26 protein-coding genes are annotated in these 26191 nt (G+C 70.3%); 15 read left to right on the top strand and 11 right to left on the bottom strand.

Annotated features, from left to right (window positions below; all coding sequences use genetic code 11):
- Position 1: 1 nt before the first annotated feature.
- The 4 genes from ACFV7R_RS00510 to ACFV7R_RS00495 all read right to left on the bottom strand — a co-directional run bounded on the left by ACFV7R_RS00510 (position 2) and on the right by ACFV7R_RS00495 (position 3386).
- Positions 2-1444 (bottom strand): peptidoglycan D,D-transpeptidase FtsI family protein, encoded by a 1443-nt coding sequence (locus tag ACFV7R_RS00510; protein ID WP_385258158.1) that lies wholly within the window; start codon positions 1442-1444, stop codon positions 2-4.
- A 55-nt stretch (positions 1445-1499) separates the two neighbouring features.
- Complete coding sequence (locus ACFV7R_RS00505; protein WP_385258156.1) at positions 1500-2057, bottom strand: LuxR C-terminal-related transcriptional regulator; 558 nt, start codon at positions 2055-2057, stop codon at positions 1500-1502.
- A gap of 80 nt (positions 2058-2137) precedes the next feature.
- Positions 2138-2608: a GNAT family N-acetyltransferase gene (locus ACFV7R_RS00500; protein WP_385258154.1), complete on the bottom strand. Its 471-nt coding sequence runs from the start codon at positions 2606-2608 to the stop codon at positions 2138-2140.
- 4 nt (positions 2609-2612) lie between these two features.
- The gene (locus tag ACFV7R_RS00495) at positions 2613-3386 is read right to left on the bottom strand and encodes an IclR family transcriptional regulator (RefSeq protein ID WP_385258151.1); all 774 of its coding nucleotides are present in this window, start codon (positions 3384-3386) and stop codon (positions 2613-2615) included.
- Positions 3387-3519: 133 nt separating this feature from the next.
- On the opposite strand from ACFV7R_RS00495, the gene ACFV7R_RS00490 reads away from it, so the two are divergent.
- Entirely contained in the window at positions 3520-5049 is a 1530-nt protein-coding gene (locus ACFV7R_RS00490) for an aldehyde dehydrogenase (NADP(+)) (protein ID WP_385258149.1), read from the top strand.
- Positions 5050-5272: 223 nt separating this feature from the next.
- Here ACFV7R_RS00490 and ACFV7R_RS00485 read toward each other — a convergent pair whose 3' ends face one another.
- Complete coding sequence (locus tag ACFV7R_RS00485; protein ID WP_385258147.1) at positions 5273-5641, bottom strand: hypothetical protein; 369 nt, start codon at positions 5639-5641, stop codon at positions 5273-5275.
- Positions 5642-6186: 545 nt separating this feature from the next.
- Here ACFV7R_RS00485 and ACFV7R_RS00480 point away from each other — a divergent pair.
- The 5 genes from ACFV7R_RS00480 to ACFV7R_RS00460 all read left to right on the top strand — a co-directional run bounded on the left by ACFV7R_RS00480 (position 6187) and on the right by ACFV7R_RS00460 (position 10472).
- The gene (locus tag ACFV7R_RS00480) at positions 6187-6795 is read left to right on the top strand and encodes a DUF1349 domain-containing protein (RefSeq protein WP_385258145.1); all 609 of its coding nucleotides are present in this window, start codon (positions 6187-6189) and stop codon (positions 6793-6795) included.
- 94 nt (positions 6796-6889) lie between these two features.
- Positions 6890-7603: a DsbA family oxidoreductase gene (locus ACFV7R_RS00475; protein WP_385258143.1), complete on the top strand. Its 714-nt coding sequence runs from the start codon at positions 6890-6892 to the stop codon at positions 7601-7603.
- Positions 7604-7699: 96 nt separating this feature from the next.
- Positions 7700-8749, top strand: a complete 1050-nt coding sequence (locus tag ACFV7R_RS00470; protein ID WP_385258141.1) for an aminotransferase class V-fold PLP-dependent enzyme — start codon at positions 7700-7702, stop codon at positions 8747-8749.
- Positions 8750-8794: 45 nt separating this feature from the next.
- Positions 8795-9394, top strand: coding sequence for an RNA polymerase sigma factor (locus tag ACFV7R_RS00465; RefSeq protein ID WP_385258139.1), 600 nt, complete (start codon positions 8795-8797; stop codon positions 9392-9394).
- A 25-nt stretch (positions 9395-9419) separates the two neighbouring features.
- Entirely contained in the window at positions 9420-10472 is a 1053-nt protein-coding gene (locus tag ACFV7R_RS00460) for a maleylpyruvate isomerase family mycothiol-dependent enzyme (RefSeq protein WP_385258137.1), read from the top strand.
- 139 nt (positions 10473-10611) lie between these two features.
- Here the strand turns inward: ACFV7R_RS00460 and thpD are convergent, their stop codons facing one another.
- The 5 genes from thpD to ACFV7R_RS00435 form a co-directional block, all read right to left on the bottom strand.
- Entirely contained in the window at positions 10612-11505 is an 894-nt protein-coding gene (gene thpD / locus ACFV7R_RS00455) for an ectoine hydroxylase (RefSeq protein ID WP_385258135.1), read from the bottom strand.
- Positions 11506-11512: 7 nt separating this feature from the next.
- Entirely contained in the window at positions 11513-11917 is a 405-nt protein-coding gene (locus tag ACFV7R_RS00450) for an ectoine synthase (RefSeq protein ID WP_129797197.1), read from the bottom strand.
- Between the two features lie 21 nt (positions 11918-11938).
- The gene (ectB, locus tag ACFV7R_RS00445) at positions 11939-13210 is read right to left on the bottom strand and encodes a diaminobutyrate--2-oxoglutarate transaminase (RefSeq protein ID WP_129797196.1); all 1272 of its coding nucleotides are present in this window, start codon (positions 13208-13210) and stop codon (positions 11939-11941) included.
- A gap of 63 nt (positions 13211-13273) precedes the next feature.
- Complete coding sequence (gene ectA, locus ACFV7R_RS00440) at positions 13274-13789, bottom strand: diaminobutyrate acetyltransferase (protein ID WP_129797195.1); 516 nt, start codon at positions 13787-13789, stop codon at positions 13274-13276.
- A 345-nt stretch (positions 13790-14134) separates the two neighbouring features.
- Complete coding sequence (locus ACFV7R_RS00435; RefSeq protein WP_385258877.1) at positions 14135-15235, bottom strand: pyridoxal-phosphate-dependent aminotransferase family protein; 1101 nt, start codon at positions 15233-15235, stop codon at positions 14135-14137.
- A 174-nt stretch (positions 15236-15409) separates the two neighbouring features.
- On the opposite strand from ACFV7R_RS00435, the gene ACFV7R_RS00430 reads away from it, so the two are divergent.
- From ACFV7R_RS00430 to ACFV7R_RS00415, 4 genes are read left to right on the top strand one after another with little or no spacing between them, the layout of a single operon-like run.
- The gene (locus ACFV7R_RS00430; protein ID WP_385258131.1) at positions 15410-16255 is read left to right on the top strand and encodes a transporter substrate-binding domain-containing protein; all 846 of its coding nucleotides are present in this window, start codon (positions 15410-15412) and stop codon (positions 16253-16255) included.
- Entirely contained in the window at positions 16252-17079 is an 828-nt protein-coding gene (locus ACFV7R_RS00425) for an amino acid ABC transporter permease (RefSeq protein ID WP_385258130.1), read from the top strand. The genes ACFV7R_RS00430 and ACFV7R_RS00425 overlap by 4 nt, the downstream gene beginning before the upstream one ends.
- Complete coding sequence (locus tag ACFV7R_RS00420; RefSeq protein ID WP_385258127.1) at positions 17076-17870, top strand: amino acid ABC transporter ATP-binding protein; 795 nt, start codon at positions 17076-17078, stop codon at positions 17868-17870. The genes ACFV7R_RS00425 and ACFV7R_RS00420 overlap by 4 nt, the downstream gene beginning before the upstream one ends.
- A 25-nt stretch (positions 17871-17895) precedes the next feature.
- Positions 17896-18987, top strand: coding sequence for an amidohydrolase family protein (locus ACFV7R_RS00415; protein ID WP_385258125.1), 1092 nt, complete (start codon positions 17896-17898; stop codon positions 18985-18987).
- 18 nt (positions 18988-19005) lie between these two features.
- On the opposite strand, the gene ACFV7R_RS00410 is transcribed toward ACFV7R_RS00415, so the two are convergent.
- Positions 19006-20256 carry a serine hydrolase domain-containing protein gene (locus ACFV7R_RS00410; RefSeq protein WP_385258123.1) on the bottom strand — a complete coding sequence of 417 codons (1251 nt, stop codon included), beginning with the start codon at positions 20254-20256 and terminating at the stop codon, positions 19006-19008.
- 222 nt (positions 20257-20478) lie between these two features.
- Between ACFV7R_RS00410 and ACFV7R_RS00405 the strand changes: the two genes are divergently transcribed.
- The 5 genes from ACFV7R_RS00405 (at position 20479) to ACFV7R_RS00385 (ending at position 26121) form a co-directional block, all read left to right on the top strand.
- Entirely contained in the window at positions 20479-21390 is a 912-nt protein-coding gene (locus tag ACFV7R_RS00405) for an SCO1860 family LAETG-anchored protein (RefSeq protein WP_385258120.1), read from the top strand.
- Positions 21391-21602: 212 nt separating this feature from the next.
- Positions 21603-22457, top strand: coding sequence for an ABC transporter permease (locus tag ACFV7R_RS00400; RefSeq protein WP_385258117.1), 855 nt, complete (start codon positions 21603-21605; stop codon positions 22455-22457).
- Positions 22454-23341 (top strand): carbohydrate ABC transporter permease, encoded by an 888-nt coding sequence (locus ACFV7R_RS00395; protein WP_129797187.1) that lies wholly within the window; start codon positions 22454-22456, stop codon positions 23339-23341. Before ACFV7R_RS00400 ends, ACFV7R_RS00395 begins: the two co-directional genes overlap by 4 nt.
- Positions 23342-23380: 39 nt before the next feature.
- Positions 23381-25030 carry a sugar ABC transporter substrate-binding protein gene (locus ACFV7R_RS00390; RefSeq protein ID WP_385258114.1) on the top strand — a complete coding sequence of 550 codons (1650 nt, stop codon included), beginning with the start codon at positions 23381-23383 and terminating at the stop codon, positions 25028-25030.
- A gap of 44 nt (positions 25031-25074) precedes the next feature.
- A complete protein-coding gene (locus ACFV7R_RS00385; protein WP_385258874.1) occupies positions 25075-26121 on the top strand; it encodes a LacI family DNA-binding transcriptional regulator in 1047 nt (348 codons plus the stop codon).
- Positions 26122-26191: the final 70 nt, after the last annotated feature.

Raw genomic sequence — 26191 nt, 5'->3', positions numbered from 1 at the left:
GCTACCCGAGCGCTGCTTCCATGACCGCCCTGGCCACCGGCGCCGCCAGCCCGTTACCACTGACCTCCGAACGCGCCGCGTCCGACTGCTCCACCACGACCGCGACGGCGACCTCCTTGCCGTCGGCCTTCCCGTAGGACGTGAACCAGGCGTACGGCGTCTTGCTGTTGTTCTCGCCGTGCTGGGCCGTGCCGGTCTTGCCGCCCACCGTCGCGCCCGCGATCTGCGCGTTCGTCCCCGTGCCGTCCTCGACCACCGTCTGCATCGCCGACTGGAGCTGCTCGGCGGTCGAGGAGCTGACGATCTCCTCCGCCGAGGCGTTGTCGTCGTAGTCCTGCAGCACATCACCGCTGCTGTCGGTGATCTGCGACACCATATGCGGCGAGACCAGCTTGCCGTCGTTGGCTATGGCCGCTGAGACCATCGCCATCTGCAGCGGCGTCGCGGTGACATCGAACTGGCCGATGCCCGACAGGGCCGTCTGCGCGTCGTCCATGTCCGACGGGTACACGCTCTCGTACGCGCGCACCGGCACGTCCTGCTCGTCGTCGTTGAAGCCGAACTTCTCCGCCATCGCCCGGACCTTGTCCTGGCCCAGGTCGACGGCCATGCTCCCGAAGACGTTGTTGCACGAGTACTGAAGAGCCACCCGGATCGAGGCGTTCTCGCACGGGGCGGACGGGTTCTCGTTCGTCAGCTCGTCGCTCGACTGCGGCAGCGGATACGGGTCCGGGCTGTCCGTCTTCTCGTCCACCGACGAGTACAGGCCGTCCTCCAGCGCGGCCGCCGCGACGACCAGCTTGAACGTCGAACCCGGCGGCAGCGGCTGGCGCAGCGCCCGGTTCGTCATCGGCTTGTCGGAGTCCTTGGTCAGCTGCTCCCAGGCGGCCGAGTCACCCGTGGTGATCCGCGACGGGTCGTACGACGGAGTGGAGACGACCGCCAGGATCTTCCCGGTCGTGGGGTCGATCGCGACGGCCGCGCCCTTCTTGTCGCCGAGCGCGTCGTACGCCGCCTTCTGCACATCCGGGTCGATCGTCGTGATCACGTTGCCGGGATCGGACCGCTTGTTGGTGACGGTGTCCAGCACGCTCTTCAGACGGTTGTCGGTGCCGTCGAGCAGGTCCTGGTAGATGCCCTCGAGCTGGGTGGCTCCGAACGCCTGCGAGCTGTACCCGGTGACGGCCGCGTACAGCGCGCCGTCCGTGTACGTCCGCTTGTACGCGAGGTCGCCGCTCTTCGTCCGCGCCGAGCCGGTGACCGCCTCGCCGCCCACGACGATGTTGCCGAGCGGCTCGCTGTACAGCTCGATCGCGTTCCGCCGGTTGTTCTTGTCGTCCGCGAGTGCCTGGCCTTCGTAGAACTGCACCCAGGTCGCCCTGACCAGCAGAGCGAACACCAGCAGCAGCACGAAGACGGACGCCCGCCTGATCGTCTTGTTCATCCCACTCCCAGGGACGATCAGGATGGGGGCAATCGTTCCCTTGCGCCCCGTTTTCTCATCGAGCGTTCATGAAGCCCGCCTCGTAGGCGGCGATGACCGCCTGTGTGCGGTCCCGGGTGCCGGTCTTCGCCAGGAGCGCCGCCACATGCGACTTCACGGTGGCCGGACCGACCTCCATGCGCCGCGCGATCTCCGCGTTGGTCAGGCCCTGCGCCATCAGTCGCAGCACATCGCTCTCGCGGCCGGTGAGCCGCGCCGCCCAGGGCGGTGGAGCGGGGCACGCGCGCGCGTGCTCGGCCGCGAGCGTGCGCACGGCCGACGGGAACAGCAGGGTGTCGCTGTGCGAGACGAGCCGTACGGCCTGGACGAGCGCGTCGGCGTCGGCCCGCGTCGTCCCGCCCAGCAGCCGCGCCCGGTCGGCAATGCCCCGCAGGCCGTGACCGCCACCGGGGCGGAGCTCGGGGGTGGAGGCGACGGGATTCTCGACGGTGATCTCCAGGTGCCCGTCGGTCACTTCGATCCGCAGTCGTACGGCCGCCCCGTCACCGGTGTGCTTGAGGGCGTTGCTCAGCCCCTCCTGCGTCACCTGCTCAGAAGCGAGTGTCTGCGTCATGCGTCCGCGCTCCCGCGCGACGGCAGGGGTCCACCTCCTGCGCGACGGTGATCCGTCTCCGCCGCATGGGGGAGGCCCGCTCAGCCCTCCGACGCCAGGACCAGCTCGTCGATCTCCTCGCCGCGCGCGTGCGCGAATCCCCGGGCCCGTTCCCTGACCTGGAAGCCGCACTTCATGAGCACCCGCAGCGAGCCCTCGTTGTCCGCCGCCGCCCGTGCGTACAGCGGGCGTTCGGGGACCTCGGCGAGCAGCGTCCGCAGGGCGGCCGTGGCGACGCCCCGGCCCCAGTACGCGCGGTCGACCCAGTAGGTCACCTCGCGCTCGCCCGGCTCCCCGTACACGGCCGCGCTCCCCACCACGTCTCCGTCGGCGAGGATCGTGCGCAGGACGTACGCCGAGGTGCGGATCCGTTTCCAGCGCGCGTCGAAGGCGTCCCGGTCGGCCGGGTCCTCGGGGGTGAAGGCCGCCATGCGCAGGGCCTCCGGGTCGTTCATCTGCCGGTAGAAGACGGGCAGGTCGCTGTCGTGGATTTCGCGCAGTTTCACATCCATGGAGTCAGAGCCTACGAGTGGCGAGCGTCAGCCGGTCGCGGGCGTCGAACAGGGCGTCCTTCACCATCTGCTCGTGCGCCGGGGTGAGGCGGGCCACCGGGATCGAGCAGCTGATCGCGTCCCGGGCCGGCGTGCGGTAGGGAATCGCCACGCCGAAGCAGCGCAGGCCCAGCGTGTTCTCCTCGCGGTCCACGGCGTACCCCTGCTCCCGTACCTGGTGCAGCTCCTCGATCAGCTTCTCCCGGTCGGTGATGGTGTGCTCGGTGAGGGCGGGGAGGGTCTCCGGCAGCATCTTGCGGACCTGCTCGTCCGTGTACGTGCTCAGCAGCGCCTTGCCGAGGGAGGTGGAGTGCGCGGGCAGGCGGCGGCCGACGCGGGTGAAGGGGCGCAGGTAGTGCTGCGACTGCCGGGTGGCCAGGTAGACGACGTTCGTCCCGTCCAGGCGCGCGAGGTGGATCGTCTCCGTCGTGTCGTCCGACAGCCGGTCCAGCGTCGGCCGGGCCACCGCGACCACCTCGTCGCCGTCGATGTACGACGTCCCCACCAGCAGCGCCCGTACGCCGATCCCGTACCGCGTGCCCGTCGCGTCGGTCTCCACCCAGCCGAGGTCGACGAGCGTGCGCAGCAGCATGTACAGGCTCGACTTGGGATAGCCCACGGCCTCCTGGACCGCCGCGAGCGAGTGCATACCTGGACGTCCGGCGAAGTACTCGAGCAGTTCAACCGTCCGTACCGCGGACTTGACCTGCGCCCCGCCCCCCGTCTCGCCTGCCGACATCGCCCTTGACCCCTTCGTTCGACGGGAAATAGTCTCCAACAGCATATTCACCATCAGAGACATTGTTCAGTATATCGAACGACCCTGGTGGATGACCCAGAACTGCGGCAATACATGTGTGGAGGGACCCGCGGTGGCAGCAGCACCAGTCTGGAGTGTCGACCCCCGAACCGGGAAGCAGCGTGAACAGGTTGCGGTGGAGGCCACAGCCCAGGAGGTGGACGCTGCCGTCCGCGCCGCCCACGCCGTCCGCGGCGACCTCGCCGACCGCACGGTCCGGGCGGCCTTCCTGCGCACCGCCGCCGACCGGCTCCAGGACGCCAAGGACCAGCTCGTCGAGGCCGCCGACGCCGAGACCGCGCTCGGCCCGGTCCGGCTGACCGGCGAACTCGCCCGCACCTGCTACCAGTTGCGGGCCTTCGCCGACATCGTCGACGAGGGTGCCTTCCTCGGTGTCGTCATCAACCACCCCGACGACACCGCCACCCCGCCCATCCCGGACCTGCGCCGCTACAAGGTCCCGCTCGGCGTCGTCGCCGTCTACTCCGCCTCCAACTTCCCCTTCGCCTTCTCCGTCGCCGGCGGCGACACCGCGAGCGCGCTCGCCGCGGGCTGCCCGGTGGTCGTCAAGGCCCACCCCGACCACCCCGCGCTGTCCGAGCTGGTCGCGGCCGTGCTGCGCCGGGCCGCCGCGGAGCACGGCATCCCCGAGGGGGTCGTGGGCCTCGTCCACGGCTTCGAGGCGGGCATCGAGCTGATCAAGCACCCGCTGGTCGCCGCGGCGGGCTTCACCGGTTCCGTACGAGGGGGCCGGGCCCTGTTCGACGCCGCCGCCGCGCGTCCGGTGCCGATCCCGTTCCACGGCGAGCTGGGCTCCCTGAACCCGGTGCTCGTCACCGAGGCCGCGGCAGCGGAGCGCGCCGAGCAGATCGGCGGCGGGCTCGCCGGCTCCATGACGCTGGGCGTCGGACAGTTCTGCGTGAAGCCGGGGCTCGTGCTGGCGCCGCAGGGTGCGGCCGGGGACCGGCTGGTGAAGTCGCTGACGGAGGCGGTCAGCGACACCGAGGCGGGCGTGCTGCTCGACCACCGTATGCGGGACAACTTCGTCGCCGGTGTCGCGGAGCGCGCGGAACTCCCCGACGTGGAGTCGCCCGTGACGCCGGGCGCGGGCGGCGAGCACACGGTGAGCGCGGGCTTCCTGACGGTTCCGGCGGAGAAGCTCGCGCAGGAGGGGGAGTACGACCTGCTCCTGGAGGAGTGCTTCGGACCCGTCACCGTGGTCGCCCGTTACCAGAACGACGCCGAGGTCAACGCCGTCCTGTCCCGGCTGCCCGGCAACCTGACCGCGACCGTCCACCTCTCCACGGAGGAGGCCGAGGGACAGGGCAAGGGCGCCGAGATCCTCGCCGAGCTCACCCCGCTCGCCGGACGCGTGCTGGTCAACGGTTGGCCGACGGGTGTTGCAGTCGCCCCCGCCCAGCACCATGGCGGCCCCTACCCGGCGACGACGTCCACCTCCACCTCGGTGGGCGGCACGGCCATCGAGCGCTGGCTGCGCCCGGTGACGTACCAGACCACGCCCGAGGCACTGCTCCCGCCGGAGTTGCGCGACGACAACCCGCTGGGGCTGCCGCGGCGGTTCAACGGGCGGATGGAGGTCTGACCCGGCGGCCCGGACCGGCGTACGCACGGGCGGGCGCCCGTGTTCGGGGCGTCCGGCCGTGCGCGTTGCGCCAAGCGTGTTCCCCGGGCCGTCGGTTCCGGCGGTTCGCCATGTGTGCAGGGCAGTTGGGGGAGCCTCGCTCGCGCGGCAGGCCCCGCAGTCGAAGTGGCGGGGCCTGCCTTCGCAGACCCCGGACATCCGACGCGGGGCTCCGCGACATGCTCTACTGCGCCGGCGGCTGCTCCTCCTCCTCCTCGACGCAGGTCGCGTCGTAGTTCCGCTCGTAAGAGGTGTTGTAGGCCGCCAGGTACCTCGAGTTTTTCAGCTTCGGCGCAAAGGACTGCTTGTAATTGCAGTCTTGGCCGTCAGCCCTCCCGGCCACCCGTCCGTCCCGATTGCCCTGCTGCTCCGGTGTAAGTGTCTTCGTCGGCTTCGGCGTCGGGGTAGGAGAGGGAGGGGGCTGGTTCGGGGCCTGCGGGGCGGACGCCACCGAGGTGTCCGAGTTCTGCGACATGGCCGTGGCGGGGAGCGCCAGGGCCGCGGCCGCGACGAGGGGGCTCGCCACTAGTGCGATGGTTCGCTTCGGGCGCATAACTATCTTCTTCCTTCGGGACTGGCACGTGCAGACGGTGACTTGCCCCGGTCGAAGCGTCAGTTGTGAGGGTGCGGACCGGGGCCGGTACCTGCACAGCAGCGCGATGCGCTGGGTACCATTCGGGCCGGTGGATTCCGGCCTCTGGCGCCGACTTCTCTGCTCGCTGGTCACTGCTGCAGCGGTAGCGCCTGTAATTCGACCGTATCGAGCCGTGCGAGATGTGTCCATTTATGGCCTAATGGTCCAGTCTGACTTCGCGATCATGCTTGGACCGGCCGGGAACAGGAACGGCCACGGCGTGATCATCGGCCCCGGGTCGAACCCCGGTGCTACGCAAGCGACTTGGTGCTGGGTAAAGCCGCGACCCCGACCACCCCGGGAGGCGGGCGTGACGGTCCGTCAGGTACCCGCTGGGGCTGTCGCGTCGCTTCAACGGCCGGATGGAGTTCCGAGCGGCTTCAGCAGGTATGCCTGCCGGGAGCTCCGGCCCCGTTCCACCGACCGGTGGGCAGGGCTCCCGGCCCGGCTGGAACACTGGCGGGATGGACTTCGAACTCCCCGAACTCCCGTTTCCGCTGCGTACCTACGGCCCCGACGGCCACTGGTCGTACGAGGACGGCGCGCTCACCGGCTGGGCGGGAGCCCGCCAGGACCGCTTCGTGCCACCCACGGACGAGGCCCTGGATTCCGCCTCCGACGCGCCCCGGCTGCTGGGTGCGCCGGAGGGGGACTTCCAGCTGATCGCCCATGTCACGGTCGGCTTCGCCGCCGCCTTCGACGCGGGTGTGCTGTACGTGCACGTCGGTGAGCGGGCGTGGGCGAAGCTCTGCCTGGAGCGCTCGCCCGATCTGCCCACCGTGTGCACCGTGGTGACCCGGGACCACTCCGACGACGCGAACTCCTTCGTCGTGGACGGCAGCAGCGTCTGGCTCCGCGTCAGCCGCACCGGCAGGGCGTTCGCCTTCCACGCCTCCCGCGACGGCGAGCGCTGGACCTTCGTGCGGCTGTTCACGCTGGGCGGCGAGAAGGAGACGGGAGCTGCCCTGGTCGGCTTCATGACCCAGTCGCCACTGGGGGAGGGCTGCGTGGTGACGTACGACCACATAGAGTTCCGGCCGAGCTGGCCGCGGGATCTGCGGGACGGCAGCTGAGCCGGCGTACGGGAATGAAACCGGTCGCTTGAACGTTCACGCACCGACGGAGGGAGTCTCCGTACCCAGTACGAGCCTGAGAGAGCGAGAACCCATGCGCGTCGAGATCTGGAGCGACATCGCCTGCCCCTGGTGCTACGTGGGCAAGGCCCGCTTCGAGAAGGCGCTGGCGGAGTTCCCGCACCGCGACGAGGTCGAGGTCGTGCACCGGTCGTTCGAGCTGGACCCCGGACGGGCCAAGGGCGACGTGCAGCCCGTGCTGACGATGCTCACGAAGAAGTACGGCATGAGCGAGGCCCAGGCGCAGGCCGGCGAGGACAACCTGGGGGCGCAGGCCGCCGCCGAGGGGCTGGAGTACCGGACCCGCGGGCGGGACCACGGCAGCACCTTCGACATGCACCGGCTGCTCCACTTCGCCAAGGAGCACGGCCGGCAGGGCGAGCTCGTCCAGCTGATGTACGAGGCGAACTTCGCCGAGGAGCGGTCCGTCTTCGGCGACGACGAGCGGCTGGTGGAGATCGGCGTCGCCGCCGGGCTCGACGAGGCCGGCGTCCGCAAGGTGCTCGCCGATCCGGGCGCCTACGCCGAGGAGGTGCGGGCCGACGAGCGGGAGGCCGCGCAGCTCGGTGCCACCGGGGTGCCGTTCTTCGTCCTCGACCGGAAGTACGGCGTCTCCGGCGCGCAGCCCGCCGAGGTGTTCGGCCAGGCACTCACGCAGGCGTGGGGCGAGCGGTCGCCGCTGAAGCTGATCGACGAGGCGGGCGCCGAGGCGTGCGGTCCGGACGGGTGCGCGGTGCCGCAGCACTGAAGCCACAGGTGAGGGCCGGTCCATAAGCGGTCCTTAGGGAAACCACGTAGAAATACGCAATGGACGTGGGCTTCCCGGGACCGCAGAGTGGACCCCATGGAGACCTTCGAGAGCCTCGTCCGCGCCGAGTTCGCCCCGAAGCACACCTACCTCAACACCGCGAGCACCGGCCTGCTGCCGGCCCGCACGGTGGCGGCGCTGCGCGCCGCCGCACTGTCCCTGGCCGAAGGCGTGCCGCAGGACATGTTCGCCGACGTGGAGGCCTGCCGGGCCGCCTTCGCCCGGATCGTCGGGGTGCCGGCGAGCCGGGTCGCGGCCGGGGCCTCCGTCGCCGTGCACAGCGGGCTGATCGCCGCCGCGCTGCCCGAGGGCGCCGAGGTGCTCACCGCCGAGGCCGACTTCAGCTCCCTGGTGAACCCCTTCCACGTCCGCCGGGACCTGAAGGTGCGCAGCGTGCCCCTGGAGCGGCTCGCCGAGTCGGTCCGCCCGGACACCGCGCTCGTCGCCGTGAGCGCCGTGCAGTCGGTGGACGGCCGGATCGCCGACCTGCCGGCGATCCGCGAGGCGGCCCGCGCGCACGGGGCGCGCACCTTCATCGACGTGTCCCAGGCCGTCGGCTGGCTGCCGCTCGCCGCGGACGACTTCGACTATGTCTCCTCCGTCGCCTACAAGTGGGTCGTCTGCCCGCGCGGCGTGGCCTTCCTCGTCGTACCGGAGGACTTCGGCGGACTCACTCCCGTCTTCGCGGGCTGGGCGGCCGGCGAAAACCCCTGGGACAGCACCTACGGCCCGGTCACGGAACTCGCCCACTCCGCCCGCCGGTTCGACGAGAGCCCCGCCCTCCTCGCCTACACCGGCGCCCGGCACTCCCTGGCCCTGGTCGAGGAGCTCGGCGTGGCCGCCGTACACGCGCATGACCTGTCGCTCGCCGACCGCTTCCGCGCGGGCCTGGCGACGCTCGGCCACGAACCCCTCCCGGCGCCCGGCTCGGCGATCGTCTCCGTGCCGGGCCTCGGACAGCGCCAGCCCGACCTGAGCCGCGCCGGAGTCGAGGTCTCCGACCGCGCGGGCAACCTGCGCGCCGCCTTCCACCTGTACAACACGCCGGCCGACGTCGACCGCCTGCTGGACGTGCTGTCCGCCTGAACCACTGGCGCGGCCGGGCCGCGGACGCTAGGAAGGGCACCGGGGGTGGTGCCGGTGGAGCAGGCGGACGTCGGGGCCGATGCGGAACTGCACCGGCGGCTGGTGTACGGCGACGAGTCCGCGCTGGCCGAGGTGTACACGGCGTACGGCGGGCTGGTGCGGCGCGTCGCCGTGCGGGTGACGCGCAGCGCGGCCGCCGCGGAGGACGTGGCGCAGGAGGTGTTCGCCCAGCTGTGGAGCAGGCCGTACGCCTTCGACCCGCGCCGTGGCTCGCTGCGCACCTGGCTGTCCCTGCTCGCCCACCGGCGGGCCGTGGACTGGGTGCGCAGCGAGGCCCGGCACCGCAAGGACGCCCGCGCCGACGACTCCGCGCTGCACGCCATCCCGGAGCCAGGTCCCGGACCCGACGAGACGGTCGTGGACCGGGAACGCTCCTTGCTGCTGCACTCCGCCCTCGCCGAACTCCCGCAGCCGCAACGGGAGGTGGTGCACCTGGCCTACTTCGCCGGCCGCACCTATCGGCAGGCGGCCGTGGAACTCGGCATCCCCGAGGGCACCGCCAAGACCCGCCTGCGCACCGCGCTGCGCACCCTGGCCGAATCCCTGGCCGACCCGCCGGACCCGGCCCTCGAAAGGGGCGCATGATGGCAGCAGTGGAAGGAGGCACACGGTGACCACCGATCACGACGCCGTACGGGAACTCCTGGCCGCCTGGGCCTTCGGCACCCTGGAACCGGCCGACGAGAAGACGATCCCGCCCCACCTCGCCACCTGCGAAACATGCGCCAGGGAGGCGGAACGGCTGAGGGCAGTGGTACGGATGCTGGAAGGGCCGGCGCCGGCCGCGTCTGCCTCGGACGGGTCGCCGTCCGAGGCGCGGCCCCCGGCATCGGCCCCGCTCGAGGGGCCCTCCTCCACCGTCCTGTCCCGTGCCCTTCGCCACCGTGCCGCCGCCCCCGCCGTCGCCCCGCATGCCGCCCCCTACGCCGCTGCCGTCTCCGGGCTGAAGGCGCTGCTGTCCGAGGCGGACGGCCGGTGGGGCACGCCGGTCGTGCACGACTGGGACGTGCACGCGACCGTGGCCCATCTGCTCGCCGCCGACGAGCCGCTCGCGAGGGAGCTCGGGGTCGACACCGGCCGGCCGCCCTCCGGGATCGAGGAGGGCACGCCCTGGGACGCCGCCTGGAACCGGCGTACCGCCGAGATGATCGCCCATGAGCGCGGGCGCCCGCCCGGGGAGACCGTCGCTGCCTGGTCCGCGCAGGCGGCCGCCCTGCTCGGCGCACCCGAGGCCCGCGATGCGCAGTCGGCCGCCCGTGCGGTGACACTGATGGGGCTGCGGCTGCCGGTCGCCGACCACTTCCTCGTGCGCGCGTTCGAGACCTGGATCCACGCCGACGACATCGGCCGCGCCCTGGGCCTGGCCGTCCCGCCGCCGCCCGAGGAACACCTGCGGCACCTGATCCGGCTCGCGGTGCGCATCCTCGGTGCGGCCCTCGGGCCCACCGCACCGCCCGTCCTCTTCTCCGTGACCGGCGGCCCGGAATGGGTGCTGGGCTCCGACGCCGAACCCGTACGCGCCGAACTCGCCCTGGATCCGGTCGACTTCTGCCTGCTGGTCGGCGGACGGTACCCGCCGCAGGAGGTCCCGCGCGGAGCGGCCGGCGACGAGTCGGCCGTACGGAACGTACTGGAGCGCGCGGCGTCGCTGGCGTGGCTGTAGATGGCAATGCAACGAGTCGGGGCCCCTCCAGGAGAGGGACCCCGACCCGACACGTCCGACTACGTCACTTCACCGGCGTGAAGTCCCGCGCCCCGATGCTGCATACTCCGGGGGCCAACCCCCGGACCCCCGGCCGGGCTCACCGGACGGGAGTGAAATCCCGCGCTCCGATGAACTCCGGCCGCCGCACCGGCGCCGCGAACGGCTCGACCGCCGCGTTCTCCACGCTGTTGAAGACGATGAAGACGTTGCTGCGCGGGAACGGCGTGATGTTGTCGCCCGACCCGTGCATGCAGTTGCAGTCGAACCAGGTCGCCGAACCGGCCTTGCCCGTGAACAACTTGATGCCGTACTGCGAGGCCATCGCGGTCAGCGCCTCGTGCGAGGGCGTGCCCGCGTCCTGCATCTGCAGCGACTTCTTGTAGTTGTCCTTCGGCGTGGCCCCCGCGCATCCGAGGAACGTCCGGTGCGACCCCGGCATGATCATGAGCCCGCCGTTGGTGTCGTAGTTCTCGGTCAGCGCGATCGAGACGGACACCGTCCGCATGTTCGGCAGACCGTCCTCGGCGTGCCAGGTCTCGAAGTCCGAGTGCCAGTAGAAGCCACTGGCCCCGAAGCCCGGCTTGACGTTGATCCGCGACTGGTGGACGTACACGTCCGAGCCGAGGATCTGCCGGGCCCGCCCGACGACCCGCTCGTCGCGCACCAGCGCGGCGAACACCTCGCTGATCTTGTGCACTTCGAAGACGGACCGGATCTCCTGCGACTTCGGCTCGACGATCGACCGCTCGTCGGCCCGGATCGCCGGGTCCGCCACCAGCCGGTTCAACTCCTCCCGGTAGACGGCGACCTCGTCGTCGGTGATGAGTTCCTCGATGGCGAGGAAGCCGTCCCGCTCGTAGGACTGGAGACCGGCGACGTCGATCGGCCCGGGGGTGCCGGGCGCGCCCCAGACGACGGGGTCCTGGCGGGGGACGGACACCTCGGTGGCGCCGCGGCTGGGGTAGAGATCCGTGACAGTGCTGGTGGTCATGGGGATGTCACACCTCCTCGGGTTCGGTGAGCAGGGGGTAGACGCCGTTCTCGTCGTGGTCCTCCCGTCCGGTGACGGGCGGGTTGAAGACGCAGATACAGCGGAAGTCCTCCTTGACGCGCAGCGTGTGCCGCTCGTGGCCGTCGAGGAGGTACATCGTCCCGGGCGTGATCGTGTACGTCCGGTCGGTCTCGTGGTCGGTCAGTTCGGCCTCGCCCTGCACACAGACCACGGCCTCGATGTGGTTGGCGTACCACATCGACGTCTCCGTCCCCGCGTACAGGATCGTCTCGTGCAGCGAGAAGCCGACCCTCTCCTTGGCGAGGACGATGCGTTTGCTCTCCCAGGTGCCGGACGCGGCCTTCACATGCCGGTCGGTGCCTTCGATGTCCTTGAACGAACGGACGATCACGGTGCTGAACAGCTCCTTTTCTCAGACGGTTTCGCGTACGGCACGGGCGAGGACGCGCAGGCCCTCGTCCAGCTCCTCGGGGGTGACGGTGAGGGCGGGCAGCAGCTTGACGACCTCGCTCTCGGGGCCGGACGTCTCGATCAGCAGCCCGAGTTCGAAGGCGCGGCGGGCGACGCGCTCGGCCCGGCCCTTGTCGTGGAACTCCATGCCCCACACCAGCCCGCGGCCCCGGTACTCCTTGACGTCGGCGAGGTTCTCCTCGGTGACGGCGATCAGCGCCTGCTCGACCTGCTCACCGCGCGCGCGGGTCTGCTTCTCCATGGCCGAGCCGTCGGTCCAGTACGTCTCCAGCGCGGCGGTGGCCGTGACGAACGCGGGGTTGTTGCCGCGGAAGGTGCCGTTGTGCTCGCCCGGCTCCCAGACGTCCAGCTCCGGCTTGAACAGGCACAGCGACATCGGCAGCCCGTAGCCGCTGATGGACTTCGACACGGTGACGATGTCGGGCACGATCCCGGCCTCCTCGAAGGAGAAGAACGCGCCGGTGCGCCCGCAGCCCATCTGGATGTCGTCGACGATCAGCAGCATGTCCTGGCGTTCGCACAGCTCGGCCAGCGCCCGCAGCCACTCGGGCCGGGCCACGTTGATGCCGCCCTCGCCCTGCACGGTCTCGACGATCACAGCGGCGGGCTTGTTGAGCCCGGAGCCCTGGTCCTCGAGCAGCCGTTCGAACCACAGGAAGTCCTCGACCTTGCCGTCCAGGTAGTGGTCGAAGGGCATGGGCGTGCCGTGCACGAGCGGAATCCCGGCGCCGGCCCGTTTGAACGCGTTGCCGGTCACGGCGAGGGAGCCGAGGGACATGCCGTGGAAGGCGTTGGTGAACGACACGATGGCCTCGCGCCCCTTCACCTTCCGCGCCAGTTTCAGCGCGGACTCCACGGCGTTGGTACCGGTCGGCCCCGGGAACATGACCTTGTACGGCAGGTCGCGCGGCCGCAGCACCAGGTCCTGGAAGGTCTGCAGGAAGGCGCGTTTGGCCGTGGTCGACATGTCGAGACCGTGGGTGACGCCGTCCCGGTCCAGATAGTCGAGCAGGGCCCGTTTGAGCACCGGGTTGTTGTGTCCGTAGTTGAGCGAGCCGGCTCCGGCGAAGAAGTCGAGGTACTCGTGGCCGTCCTCGTCGTACATGCGGCTGCCGCGCGCCCGGTCGAAGACGGTGGGCCAGCCGCGGCAGTAGCTGCGCACCTCGGACTCCAGGGTTTCGAAGACGCTGAGGTCGGGCTGGGTGATGGTCACGAAGAATCGCTCCTCATTGCGACGGTCATACGACGGTCAGTTGCAACGGTCAATTGCGACGGGTCACTGCGAGAGGTGGGTCAACGGGCCGATGCGGTACAGGACTTCGGGGTCGTGCGGGCCGTCCGGGAACAGACCCGTGTCGAACAGCACCGCACGCTCGACACGGGCGCCGTGCCGGGCGGCGTACGAGGTGAACAGCCGCTCGGAGGGGGTGTTGCCCGGCGTGATGGTGGTCTCGACGGAGGTCAGCCCCTGCTCGGCGGCGACCCGGGCGGTCAGTCCGTCGAGCAGCCGCGCCGCCAGTCCGCGTCCGCGGTACGCGGCGTCGACGGCCACCTGCCACACCAGCAGGGTCCCCGGGCGGTCCGGCCGCAGGTACCCGGTGATGAAGCCGACGGCCGCCCCGTCGTCCGCCCGCGCCACCGCCGAGGTGGCGGCGAAGTCCCGGCACCACAGCAGATAGCTGTACGAGGAGTTCAGGTCGAGGGTTCCGGATTCCTTGGCGAGCCGCCAGACAGCGGCCCCGTCCGTAACCGCCGGACGGTCGATGTGCAGGTCTGCTTGTGCGGCAGTCATGCGAATTAAATTTACCGAGCGAAATTCGAAATTGCATGGCCGGAGGGGCTTACGTGTCGGCGCATCCTGTGTTATCACGCGTGCGCGTGCAGCCGCGTGAAGGTGCGACGGAATGCCCCGGTTTGTCGGCCATATAGTGCGCAAAACGGGCGCGATGTGGAACGCGTCACAGCCGTGTAACCCTCAGGAGATCTGCCCGAATTACGCCGCTTGGTGTTCGCGAAATCTTTGCGTTTAGGGTCGGAGAAAGCGGGCAGAAGAATACGGGAAGCTGCTCCCGGTAAATTGGTTGGAATTGCGGAAAGGGAATCCCGGAAAATCAACCGTGAAGAGAATGCCCGGCGCTTACTGCCAGGCGGCTTCCGCAGCCCGCCGCGCCGCATCGAGGTCCACCGTCAGACCCTTCTCGGTCAGGGCCGCGCCCAGGGCGGCCAGGCTCGCCCGGACCGCGCCCGGCGTCGCGTCGGGACCGTAGTGGTTGACGCGGATCATCTCCTTGGCCAGCGCGCCCCCACCCGCGGCCAGCGGCAGCGCGGGGTCGCTCTCCAGGGCCCTGGCCACCAGTTCCGATGCCACGACGCCGGAGGGTGCTCGCAGGGTGGTCGCGACCGGCGCCGCCTCCGCGGCCTCGTGCACGTACGGCTCCAGGCCACCGCCCAGCGCGAGCGCCCCCGCGCGGGTCGCCGCCGCGGCGGCCGCGTGCCGGGCCATCACCGTCTGCGGGCCGTCCGCCTCGATCCGCTCCACGCACGCCTCCAGCGCCAGCATCTCCAGCTGGGCCGGCGCGTGCAGCAGGGCCTTGCGGCCGCCGTCGATCCAGCGCTCCTTCCAGTCCAGCAGCGAGAGATACGACCTGCGCGGCGCCCTGGGGTTCGCCGCCATCCGCGTCCACGCCCGCTCGCTCACCGACACCGCCGAGACGCCCGCCGGGCCGCCCATCGCCTTCTGCGCCCCGATGACGCACAGGTCCACGCCCCACGCGTCCGGCAGTACCGGCTCGGCGCCGATCGACGCCACCGCGTCCAGGTAGAACAGCGCCCCGTGCTCCCGGACCACCTCGCCGATCTCCGCGACCGGGTTGGTGTTGCCGGTCGCCGCCTCCGCATGCACCAGGGACACGAAGTCGATCTCCGGATGCTCGGCGAAGGCCGCGCGGATCTGCTCGGCCGTGACCGCCGTGTGGAAGGGCACCGCGAGATCGATCACGGTCGCTCCGCAGTCCCGCAGCCAGTTCCCGAAGGTCTGCCCGTACGGTCCGGTGATCACGTTCAGTGCCGTCGTCCCGGGACCGGCCGTGGCGCGGATGGCGCCCTCCAGCGGCAGCAGCGCCTCACCTTGCATGATCACCACGTCCTGGCGGGTGCCGAGCAGCCGGGCCACCCGGTCCTCGATGGCGGCGAAGTGCGCCGCGGTCAGCGGGGCCAGGTCCAGGAGGGGGTGGGTCACGGCGGTGCTCTCTTCGCTCACGGGATCGACGCTGTCGAGCCTAACCGGCGGGCCGCACACCCCCTGTTACCGGAGACTTCTCAGGCCTGACGGTCTCGTGGCCATGGGTTTGGTTTGAGTGGTTCAAAGTTCTCCTTATAATCGGAACCCATAGTTCCCTCACAGGAGGTCCCCGTGATCACGGTCCTCGGGCGCCGAGCCCGCATTCTGGCCGCCACCACTGCGACGGCCGGGCTGCTGCTCGTGGCCGGCTGCGGGTCGGACGACGGCGACGCGAGCGGTACGCAGACCGCCGCCGGCGGGGTCACTCTCGTCAAGGGCGGCCAGCTCACCACCTGCACCCACCTGCCCTACCCGCCCTTCCAGTCGGAGATCGACGGCAAGGTGCAGGGCTTCGACGTCTCCCTCGTCGACCTGGTCGCCGAGGATCTGGGCGTGCAGCAGCAGATCATCGACCAGCCCTTCGAGAACTTCAAGACCGGCGGGTCCCTCAACGCCGGCCAGTGCGACCTCGCCGCCGCCGGCATGACCATCACCGAGGAGCGCAAGAAGAACGTCGACTTCTCGGACCCCTACTTCGAGGCGACCCAGGCCGTCCTGGTCGACAAGAAGAGCGGCATCGGCTCCTTCGCCGACCTCAAGGGCAAGAAGGTCGGCGCCCAGGCGCAGACCACCGGCGAGGACTACGCCAAGAGCCAGGGCCTCGACCCGGTCTCCTTCGAGTCCTCCGACGCCGTCATCAACGGCCTGCGCACCGGCCAGGTCGAGGCCGTCGTGATCGACTACCCGGTCGTCCAGGGCTGGCTCAAGGACCAGGCCAACGCCGACGCCTTCGAGGTCGCCGAGCAGATCAACACCGGCGAGCAGTACGGCTTCACGGTGAAGAAGGGCAACGAGCCGCTGCTCAAGGCCGTCAACAAGGCAATCGCGGACGCCAAGGCCGACGGCACGTACAAGAAGCTGTACGAGCAGTGGATCGGACCGTACGAGGAGTCCGCGGCCTCCCCGTCCGCCTCATGACCGAGGTGACGGTACAGCCGAAGAAGAAGGGGCTGACCCGGCGTCAGAAGCGCCGGGTGTCCCGCGGTGTGCAGTACGTCGTCTTCGTCGGCGCCCTGGTCGCCCTCGCGGTCGGCGCCGACTGGGGCCGGCTGCAGAACCAGTTCGCCCAGCAGGACATCGCCGAGCAGATGTTCCCGGACGTCATCACGCTGGCGCTGAAGAACACCGTGCTCTACACCGTGTCCGGCTTCCTCGTCGGCCTGGTGCTCGGCATGGTGCTGGCCCTCATGCGGTTGTCCTCCGTGGGCCCGTACCGCTGGATCGCCGGTATCTACATCGAGATCTTCCGCGGCCTGCCCGCCCTGCTGATCTTCATCTTCATCGGGGTGGCCGTCCCGCTGGCCTTCCCCGGCACCGAGATCCCCGGCGGAACGTACGGCAAGGTCGCCCTCGCACTCGGCCTGGTGGCCGCCGCGTACATGGCCGAGACGTTCCGCGCGGGCATCCAGGCGGTGCCCAAGGGGCAGATGGAGGCGGCCCGTTCCCTGGGCTTCTCGCCCGCCCGCGCCATGGTCTCGATCATCCTCCCGCAGGCCTTCCGGATCATCCTGCCGCCGCTCACCAACGAACTCGTCCTGCTCTTCAAGGACTCCTCGCTGGTGCTGTTCCTCGGTGTCACCCTGGAGGAGCGGGAGCTGTCCAAGTTCGGCCGTGACCTCGCCAGCCAGACCGCCAACTCCACGCCGATCCTGGTCGCCGGCCTGTGCTATCTGCTGGTCACGATCCCGCTCGGCTTCGTCGTACGCCGTATGGAGACGAAGGCCCAGGAGGCCGTGAAATGAGCCGTCCGGAAATCGAGATCCGCGAGCTGCACAAGTCCTTCGGCGACAACGAGGTGCTGCGCGGCATCGACCTGGAGATCGGCCAGGGCGAGGTCGTCTGTGTCATCGGCCCGTCCGGCTCCGGCAAGTCGACGCTGCTGCGCTGTGTGAACCTCCTGGAGGAGCCGACCAAGGGCCAGGTCTTCGTCGGCGGTACGGAGGTCACCGACCCCGATGTCGACATCGACGCGGTACGCCGCCGGATCGGCATGGTCTTCCAGCAGTTCAACCTCTTCCCGCACCTCACGGTGACCGAGAACCTCGCGCTGCCGCAGCGCCGGGTGCTCGGGCGGGGCAAGGCGGAGGCGGCCCGGGTCGCCGCCGAGAACCTCGAGCGTGTGGGCCTGTCGGAGAAGGCGACCGCCTACCCCTCCTCCCTCTCCGGCGGCCAGCAGCAGCGCGTCGCCATCGCCCGCGCGCTGGCGATGGGCCCCGAGGTGATGCTGTTCGACGAGCCGACCTCGGCGCTCGACCCGGAGCTGGTGGGGGACGTCCTGGCCGTCATGCGCATGCTTGCGAACGAGGGCATGACGATGATGGTCGTCACCCACGAGATGACCTTCGCCCGCGAGGTCGCCGACCGGGTCGTCTTCATGGACGGCGGCGTGATCGTCGAGGACGGCACCCCCGACCAGGTCATCGCCCACCCCCGCCACGAACGCACCCGCCACTTCCTCTCCCGTCTCCTCGACCCGGCGATGGCGAACGTGGAGGAGGAGACCTCGGACCAGGTGGGCGGGAAGAGCGAGTAGGGCCTGCCTGACTACAGTGCAGCTCATGAGGAATGGCGCTGTGCTGCGGGTGAAGGGACGGGTGCTCGTCGGACCCGACGACGTCCGGGACGAGCTGTGGGTCGTCGACGGCCGGATCTCCTACGACCGTCCCGTCGGCGCCCGCGACATCCGTACCGTCGAGGGCTGGGCCCTGCCCGGCCTCGTCGACGCGCACTGCCATGTCGGCCTCGGCGCGCACGGCCCCGTCGACGACGACATCGCGGAGAAGCAGGCGCTGACCGACCGCGACGCGGGCACCCTGCTGATCCGCGACGCCGGCTCACCCTCCGACACCCGCTGGATCGACGACCGCGAGGACCTGCCGAAGATCATCCGGGCCGGCCGGCACATCGCCCGCACCCGCCGCTACATCCGCGGCTACGCCCACGAGATCGAACCGGACGACCTGGTCGCCTACGTCGCCCAGGAGGCCCGGCGCGGCGACGGCTGGGTGAAGCTGGTCGGCGACTGGATCGACCGCGAGGTGGGCGACCTGTCGGCCTGCTGGCCGCGCGAGGCGGTGGAGGCGGGAATCGCCGAGGCGCACCGCCTCGGCGCCCGCGTGACCGCCCACTGCTTCGCCGAGGACTCCCTGCGGGACCTGGTCGAGTCGGGCATCGACTGCATCGAGCACGCGACGGGCCTGACGGAGGACCTGATTCCGCTGTTCGCCGATCGCGGGGTGGCGATCGTGCCGACCCTCGTCAACATCGCCACCTTCCCGAAGCTGGCCGACGGCGGCGAGTCCAGGTTCCCGCGCTGGTCGGAGCACATGCGACGGTTGCACGAGCGGCGCTACGACACCGTGCGCTCGGCGTACGACGCCGGCATCCCGGTCTTCGTCGGCACGGACGCGGGCGGCACCCTGCCCCACGGTCTGGTGGCGGCCGAGGTCGCGGAACTGGTCACCGCCGGCATCCCACCGGTCGAGGCGCTCTCGGCGACGGCCTGGGCGGCCCACAAATGGCTCGGCCGCCCCGGCCTGGAGGAGGGCGCGGCGGCGGACCTGGTGGTGTACGCGTCCGACCCGCGAGCGGACGTACGCGTCCTGGCGGCGCCTCGGCGGATCGTGCTGAACGGGCGGGTCGTCGGGTAGGGCGGTCGTGCGGGCGGGTCAGCGGGCCGCGGGCTGCGCGGGCAGGTTGAAGACGTGCCGGGGACTGACGATCTTCGTGATCGCATCGCCGAAGAGTGTGCTGGGCTCCGTGCCGTCGTGGTTGATGTCGGTGTTCAGCAGCACGACGATGGTGGCCTCTGCCGACGGCAGGTAGATGGTCAGGGACTCGTAGCCGGGCAGCGAGCCGTTGTGGCCGATCCAGCCCTGGACGTTGAAGATGCCGAGGCCGTACCCGGCGCCCGGGATGGTGGTGGGCGGCGTGTCGAGCCGCTGCTTCTGGACGGCGGGGCTGATCAGGATGTCCCCGTCGGGCAGGACGCCGGTGGCGACGGTGGGTGCCCAGGTCCGCAGATCCTCCAGCGTGGAGATCATCGCGCCGGCCGCCCAGCCCCAGGAGGGGTTCCAGTCGGTGCTGTTGGCGACCTTTCCGTCCGCGGTCTGGTCCGTGTACCCCTGCGCGTGCGGACTCGGGAACGCCGCGTCGGTCGGGAAGATCGTGCGGTCCATGCCGGCCGGTTCGAGGATGTTCTCCTCGATGTACTCGCCGAGCGGCTGTCCGCCGGCTTCCTCTACGACCAGGCCGAGCAGGATGAGGTTGGTGTTGGAGTAGTAGAACTCCTCGCCCGGCTGGAACAGCACCGGGTGCTTGAACGCGTAGTCGAGCAGCTGCTGCGGTGTGAAGGGCCGCTGGGGATCGGATGTCAGCGCCTTGAAGAAGTCCGGGTCCTCGGTGTAGTTGAAGAGCCCGCTGCGCATCCCGGCCAGCTGGCGCAGGGTGATCCGGTCTCCGTTGGGCACCCCCTCGACGTACTGGCCGATCGTGTCGTCCAGGCCGACTCTGCCCTCGTCGACCAGTTTCAGCAGTGCCGTCACGGTGAAGGTCTTGGTCTCGCTGCCGATCCGCATGTACAGATCCGGCGACATCCTCCGGCCGCTGTCCTTGTCGGCGACGCCGAACGACCTCACGTGATTCCCCTTGTCCGGCGTCCACAGCCCCACGGTCACCCCGGGCACGTTCGCCTCGCGCATGACCCGCTGCACGGCCTCGTCGACCTGCTGTTTCACCTCGGGGGTGAGCGCGCGGAACTCGTCCGTGGGGGAAGGGGAGGGCGACGGCTGTTCCATGGCGGTGGTGGGCGCGAACGACGGCGCACCGACGGCGGTTCCGCCCCCGACCGGCACCACGAGCATGCCCACCGCCGCGGCGATGACGGCCCCCCTGCGCAGACGTCCGAACGAACGCGTCATGGGCTGACTCCAGGCACGTCGGGCCAGGCCCGCGACCTGGGCCGCAAGGCCCTTCACCACCACCATAGGAGCGCTCGTTCCCCGTCGCCTGTCGGCACAGAGATTCGAAGCAGCGCACGAAAACCACACGTTGGGGTGAAGTCACCTCTCGTGGCTGACGGTTCACTCTCAGTGCGTAATCCTTGCCGGGTCCCAAGCTCGTCTCTCACGGGAGTCCCATCCTTGAACAGCTTCAACTTCCGCAGACCTGCCCGTAGTTCGGCCGCCGTGGCGGCTGCCGCCGTCCTCGCCGCCGGTCCCGCGGCCCTGGCCGGCGCGGGCTCCGCCCACGCGACCGGTGACGAGGGCCGCGCGAGCGCCGTCGTGCTGCGCACCGGGCTCGATGTGTCCCTGCTCAACAAGACCGTGAACGTCCCGCTCGCGGTCTCCCTCAACGAGGTGCAGGCGCCGCAGAGCGCCGAGAAGACCGCGCTGACCGCCCAGTTGGACGGCGTCGACGGCGGAAACCCGTTCACCGTGCTGCGCGCGGACGTGGCGCAGGCCAAGGCGACGGTGACCGCCGAGAAGGCGGAGGGTTCCACGCGGCTGGCCAACGCCCAGCTCCACGTCCCCGGTCTGCCGCTGCTGTCCCTCATCGAGGTCGAGGGCATCACCTCGACGGCGACCTGCGCGGCCGGGGAGGCGCCGGTCGCCGATTCCAACGTGCTGGGCGCGGTGACGGTACTGGGCAAGCGCGTGAAGCTGACCGCCGGCGGTCCGACCGACGTGACGGTCCCCGGCGTGGGCGAGGTGCGCCTGGACCTCTCGCAGCGGGAGACGACCTCCCGTACGGCGGCTGCCACCGCCCTCGAACTCAAGGTCTCCGTCAACCCGTTGAAGCTGAACGTCGCCGAGGTCGAGGGCACGCTCACGCTCGCGAAGGCGACCTGCGAGGCGCCGGCGGCCCCGGCGGAGCAGGCCGCGTCGCCGAGCGCGGATCCGGTCGGCGGCGTGAAGCCCCAGGGTGCGCCCGCCGAGTCGGGTCTGGCCGAGACGGGCGGCAGCTCGATGACTCCGTACATCGCGGGCGGCGCCGTCGCACTGCTGGCGGCGGGCGGAGGAGCGGTGGCCCTGGCGCGCCGCAAGCGGAGCTGACACAGACCAGGAGTGGAAGCGTTTTCATCCTGTGGCCCACGTCGAGGCACCTGCCCTGACGTGGGCCAACGTCTTTTCTGTGCCAGGGCTGTTGACTGTCGAATGAAAGCGCTTTAACTTCCCCTCACGCCGATCCAGAGACATGAGGGGGAACCGTGGCCGTTGTTCGGCGAAAGCGCTTTCACGGACGGAGCCGAACTCTCTTCCTGCTCATGCTGCCCGGCCTCGCCTCCTTCCTGCTGTTCCACTACGGCGCACTGGTCGGCAACGTCATCGCGTTCAAGGAGTACGTGCCCTTCGACGGCCTGTGGGGCAGCCCCTGGGTCGGACTGGGCAACTTCCAGCGCATGTTCGAGGACGGGGCCTTCTGGTCCTCCGTCGTCAACACTCTCTGGATCGCCGTCCTCCAGCTGGTCTTCTACTTCCCGGTGCCGCTCGCGCTCGCCCTGCTCCTGCACAGCCTCACCTGGAGCATGGTCCGGCGCTTCGTGCAGTCGGTGGCGTATCTGCCGCACTTCATCTCATGGGTGATCGTCGTCGCCCTCTTCCAGCAGGTGCTCGGCGACACCGGACTGCTCAACAGCACCCTGAGCGGTGCCGGGCTGCACACCGTCGACATCATCGGCAATCCCGACGCCTTCAAGCCGCTCGTCGTCGCCCAGGTCATCTGGAAGGACGCCGGCTGGGGCACGATCATCTTCCTCGCCGCGCTGTCCCAGGTCGACGAGCAGCAGTACGAGGCCGCCGCGATCGACGGGGCGGGTCCCTGGCGGCGCTTCTGGCACGTCACCCTGCCCGCCATCCGCCCGGTGATCGTGCTGCTGCTCATCATGCGGCTCGGCGACATCCTCTCCGTCGGCTTCGAGCAGATGCTGCTGCAACGTGACGCGGTCGGTCCCGAGGCCGCCGAGATCATCGACACCTTCGTCTACTACCAGGGCATCGTCGGCGGCGACTACGGATTCGCTGCCGCCGCGGGCCTGTTCAAGGGCGTCATCGGCGCCCTCCTCGTCTACGCCGCCAACAAGGTCGCCCACCGCCTGGGCGAACAGGGGGTCTACAAGTGAGCGCATCCGCACGGCCGGGCTGGCTGGAGAAGCCCCGGCCCCTCACCCAGGCCGGCAAGGTCCTCGCGCTCGCCACGGTCGTACTGCTGGTGTGCGTGCCGTTCCTGGTGATCGTGTCGACGTCGCTGGCCTCCACGGACGAGGTCGTGGCCAACGGCGGCTGGGTGCTGTGGCCGACGGAGCCGTCCCTGGACGCGTACCGGGACATCCTCGACGGCGGCATCGTCACCCATGCCCTCGGCGTCAGTGCCGGAGTCACGATCGTCGGCACGCTCCTCAGCCTCGCCTGCACGGTGACCCTCGCCTACGCGCTGTCCCGCCCCGGTGTGTTCGGCGGTCGGCCGGTGCTGCTGCTCATCCTGTTCACGTTCCTCTTCCCGCCCGGCATGATCCCCAGCTTCCTGCTGGTCAAGGAGCTGGGCCTGCTGGACAACTACGCCTCCCTGGTTCTGCCCGTCCTGGTGAACGTGTTCAACCTCGTCGTCCTGCGCGGCTTCTTCCAGGGCATCCCCGAGGAGCTGTACGAGGCGGCACGCCTCGACGGGGCGGGGGACTGGCGGGTGCTGTTCTCGATCGTGCTGCCGCTGTCCAAGGCCGCGCTCGCCGTCGTGGGCCTGTTCTACGCGGTGGCGTACTGGAACTCCTGGTTCTACGCCTCGCTCTACCTGGAGAGCGACCACTGGCCCCTGCAACAGGTGCTGCGCACCTATGTGGTGGCCGGATCCGGGCTCACCGACGCGACCACCGGCGAGGCCACCATCACGGCCCCGCAGACCGTGCAGATGGCGGTACTGGTGATCGCCACCGTGCCGATCCTGCTCGTCTACCCCTTCCTGCAGAAGTACTTCACCAAGGGCGTGCTCACCGGCGCCATCAAGAGCTGACACCCCATCAAGAGCCGCATCCAGAAAGGCCGGTCTCCCATGCCCCGCATGTCCCGACGTACCCTGCTGCGTTCCCTGGCCGCCGGTGGCGCCGCGGTCTCCGTCCCCGGTCTGCTGACCGCCTGCTCCTCCTCCGGCGGCGACAGCGACGTCTCCAACGCCGGCAAGAAGCTCGCGCCCTGGCCCGCGTACAAGCCCGCGACCGGTCCCGAGCCGGATCTCGCCCCCACACAGGCGGGCGTCCAGGCCGGCTACACCTCCTATCCCACCGACCTGGTCAGGTCCGTCGCCCGCACCCCGGATGACGGCTCCACCATCAAGGTCATGTCGGTCTCGTTCGGCACACCCCCGAAACCGGCCTCCGCCAACCGGTTCTGGGCCGCGGTCGAGAAGGCCCTCGGCGTGAAGATCGAGTACACGATCGTCTCCCAGGCCGACTACCAGAAGAAGATGGCAACCGTGATGGCCGGCGACGCCGACTCCCTGCCGGACGTCATCAACCTCTTCTCCGGGTTCGTACTGCCCCGCGAGGCCGAGTTCGTGCAGCGGCGCGCCGAGGACCTCACCCCCTTCCTCTCCGGCGACGCCATCGCCGACTACCCCAACCTCGCCAACATCCCGACCCACGCCTGGCAGGACATGGGCCGCATCGGCGGCCGCCTCTACGGCATCCCCCTGGAACGCCCGCTGCCCGGCTCCACCCTCTGGATCAACCAGGGCATGTTCACCGACGCGGGCATGAGGGAGGGCTGGACGTCCGAGGACTTCACCGCCGTCGCCAAGCAGGCGACCAAGGGACGGACGTACGCCCTCGGCGCGGCCCAGGGCTCCCTGTTCGGCAACGCCGTGCACTCCGCCGCCCACAACGCGCCCCAGGGCTGGGCCGTCACCAAGGACGGCACCTTCCAGCCGGGCTGGGCCGACGAACGCTACAAGGCGGCCATCGCCTTCCAGGCGCAGCTCCGCAAGAACGGCTCGTACCACCCCGACGCCACGTCCATCTCCCAGATCGACCTGACCACGCTCTACTACAACGGCACCGTCGGCTCCATGCAGGACGGCTTCGGTGCCTACCTGCCCAAGTACCAGGAAGCCCCGGCGGGGATGACCCCGGCCGCCGCCCTCCCCTACAGCGTCGGCGGCGAGCCCGGCGGCATCGTCGCCGCCCGCCGCTCCTTCGGCTACACCGTGCTGAAGAAGGCGAAGAAGGAACGCATCGAGCTGCTGCTGCGCATCCTCGACTATCTCGCCGCCCCCTTCGGCAGCCAGGAGTGGGAACTCGTCCACTACGGCGTCGAGGGCACCCACTTCACCCGCGGCAAGGGCGGCGCGCCCGAGCCCACCAAGCTCGGCGAGGTCGAGAACAACACCAACCTGCCGCTGAAGTACCTCGCCGAAGGCCCCCAGGTGCTGTTCGTGCCCGGTATGCCCGACGCCGTACGGGCCCTGCACGCCTGGCAGCAGAAGGTCGTCCCGCACGCCATCCGCAACGCCTCCTTCGGCCTGCAGTCCCGCACGAACAACGCCCAGGGCACCACACTCAAGGCACTCCTCGACGACACCGTCACCGGCATCGTCGCGGGCCGCATCCCGCTGTCCGAATGGGACGCGACGGTGAAGCGGTGGCGGGACCGGGGCGGCGACAGAATGGCCGAGGAGTTCGCGCAGGACTACGCGGCCAACACCTGAAGAACCACTGGCAGGAAGGGGAGAGGCGGGGGATGGGGAACGACATGGGCGCCAAACGGCGGGTCACGATCCGCGACGTCGCCGAACGGGCCGGCGTGTCCATGGCCACCGCGTCCCGTGCGCTCAGCGGCAACCACCCGGTGCCCACGGCGACCAGGGCCCGTGTGCTGCGCGCCGCCCGCGACCTCGACTACGTCGCCAACGCGCATGCGCGGGCGCTGGTGGGCGGCGGCCGGAAGATGGCCGCGGTCGTCGTCCGCCAGGTCACCAGCCCGTTCTACGCCCAGGTCGCCGAGGGCGTGGAGGCGGAGGCCGCCGACCGGGGCTGGCTGTGTGTCGTCGGCGCGACCGGCGGGGACCCGCAGCGCGAGATGGAGTTCGTGCAGCTGATGCGGGAGGAGGGGGCACGGCTGGTGATCCTGGTCGGCGGGGTCGTCGAGGACGACGCGTATCGCTCGCGCGTCGCTCACTATGCGCAGGCGCTGGACTCCTCCGGGGGCCGGCTTGTGCTGTGCGGGCGACCGGCGCCGGATCCTGACATCCCGGCGCTGGTCGTCGAGTTCGACAACGAGGCGGGGGCGCGGGCCATCACCGGGTACCTGCTGTCCGCCGGGCACCGGCGGATCGTGTTCCTCGGTGGACTGCCCGGCAACACCGCGCTCGACGCCCGCGTCGCCGGGTATCGGGCGGCGCTCGCCGAGCATGGGCTGCCGCGGAGCGCCGGCCGCGTGGTCGACTGTGGGCTCGGCCGTGCGGCCGGGCTGCGTGCGATGACCGAACTGCTCAAGGAGACGCGGGAGTTCACGGCCGTGTTCGCGGGGGACGACATGGTCGCTGCGGGGGCGCTCCGCGCGATTGCCGATGCTGGGCTGAGCGTCCCCGATGACATCTCTGTTGTCGGGTACAACGACATTCCGCTGGCCGAGGATTTCAATCCGCCGCTCACCACGGTGCGTACTCCTGCGGAGGAGCTTGGTCGTGCCGCCGTGCGTATCGCTTTGCGTGATCCCGAGCATGCCGGGGGGAATCACCATCTGCTCGGGACACACATCGTTGTGCGCCGTAGCGTCGCTTCGCTCGGGGCGCCGTAGGCGACTGCGGGTGATTTGTGGCTGGTCGCTCCCCCACTCTCGGCTTCGCTCGAGCGGGGGGACCCCCATC

This window comes from Streptomyces sp. NPDC059866 (assembly GCF_042731325.1).
In the GTDB taxonomy this organism is placed as follows: Bacteria; Actinomycetota; Actinomycetes; order Streptomycetales; family Streptomycetaceae; genus Streptomyces; species Streptomyces flavusporus.
This window is presented reverse-complemented; position numbering and strand designations above follow the sequence as displayed.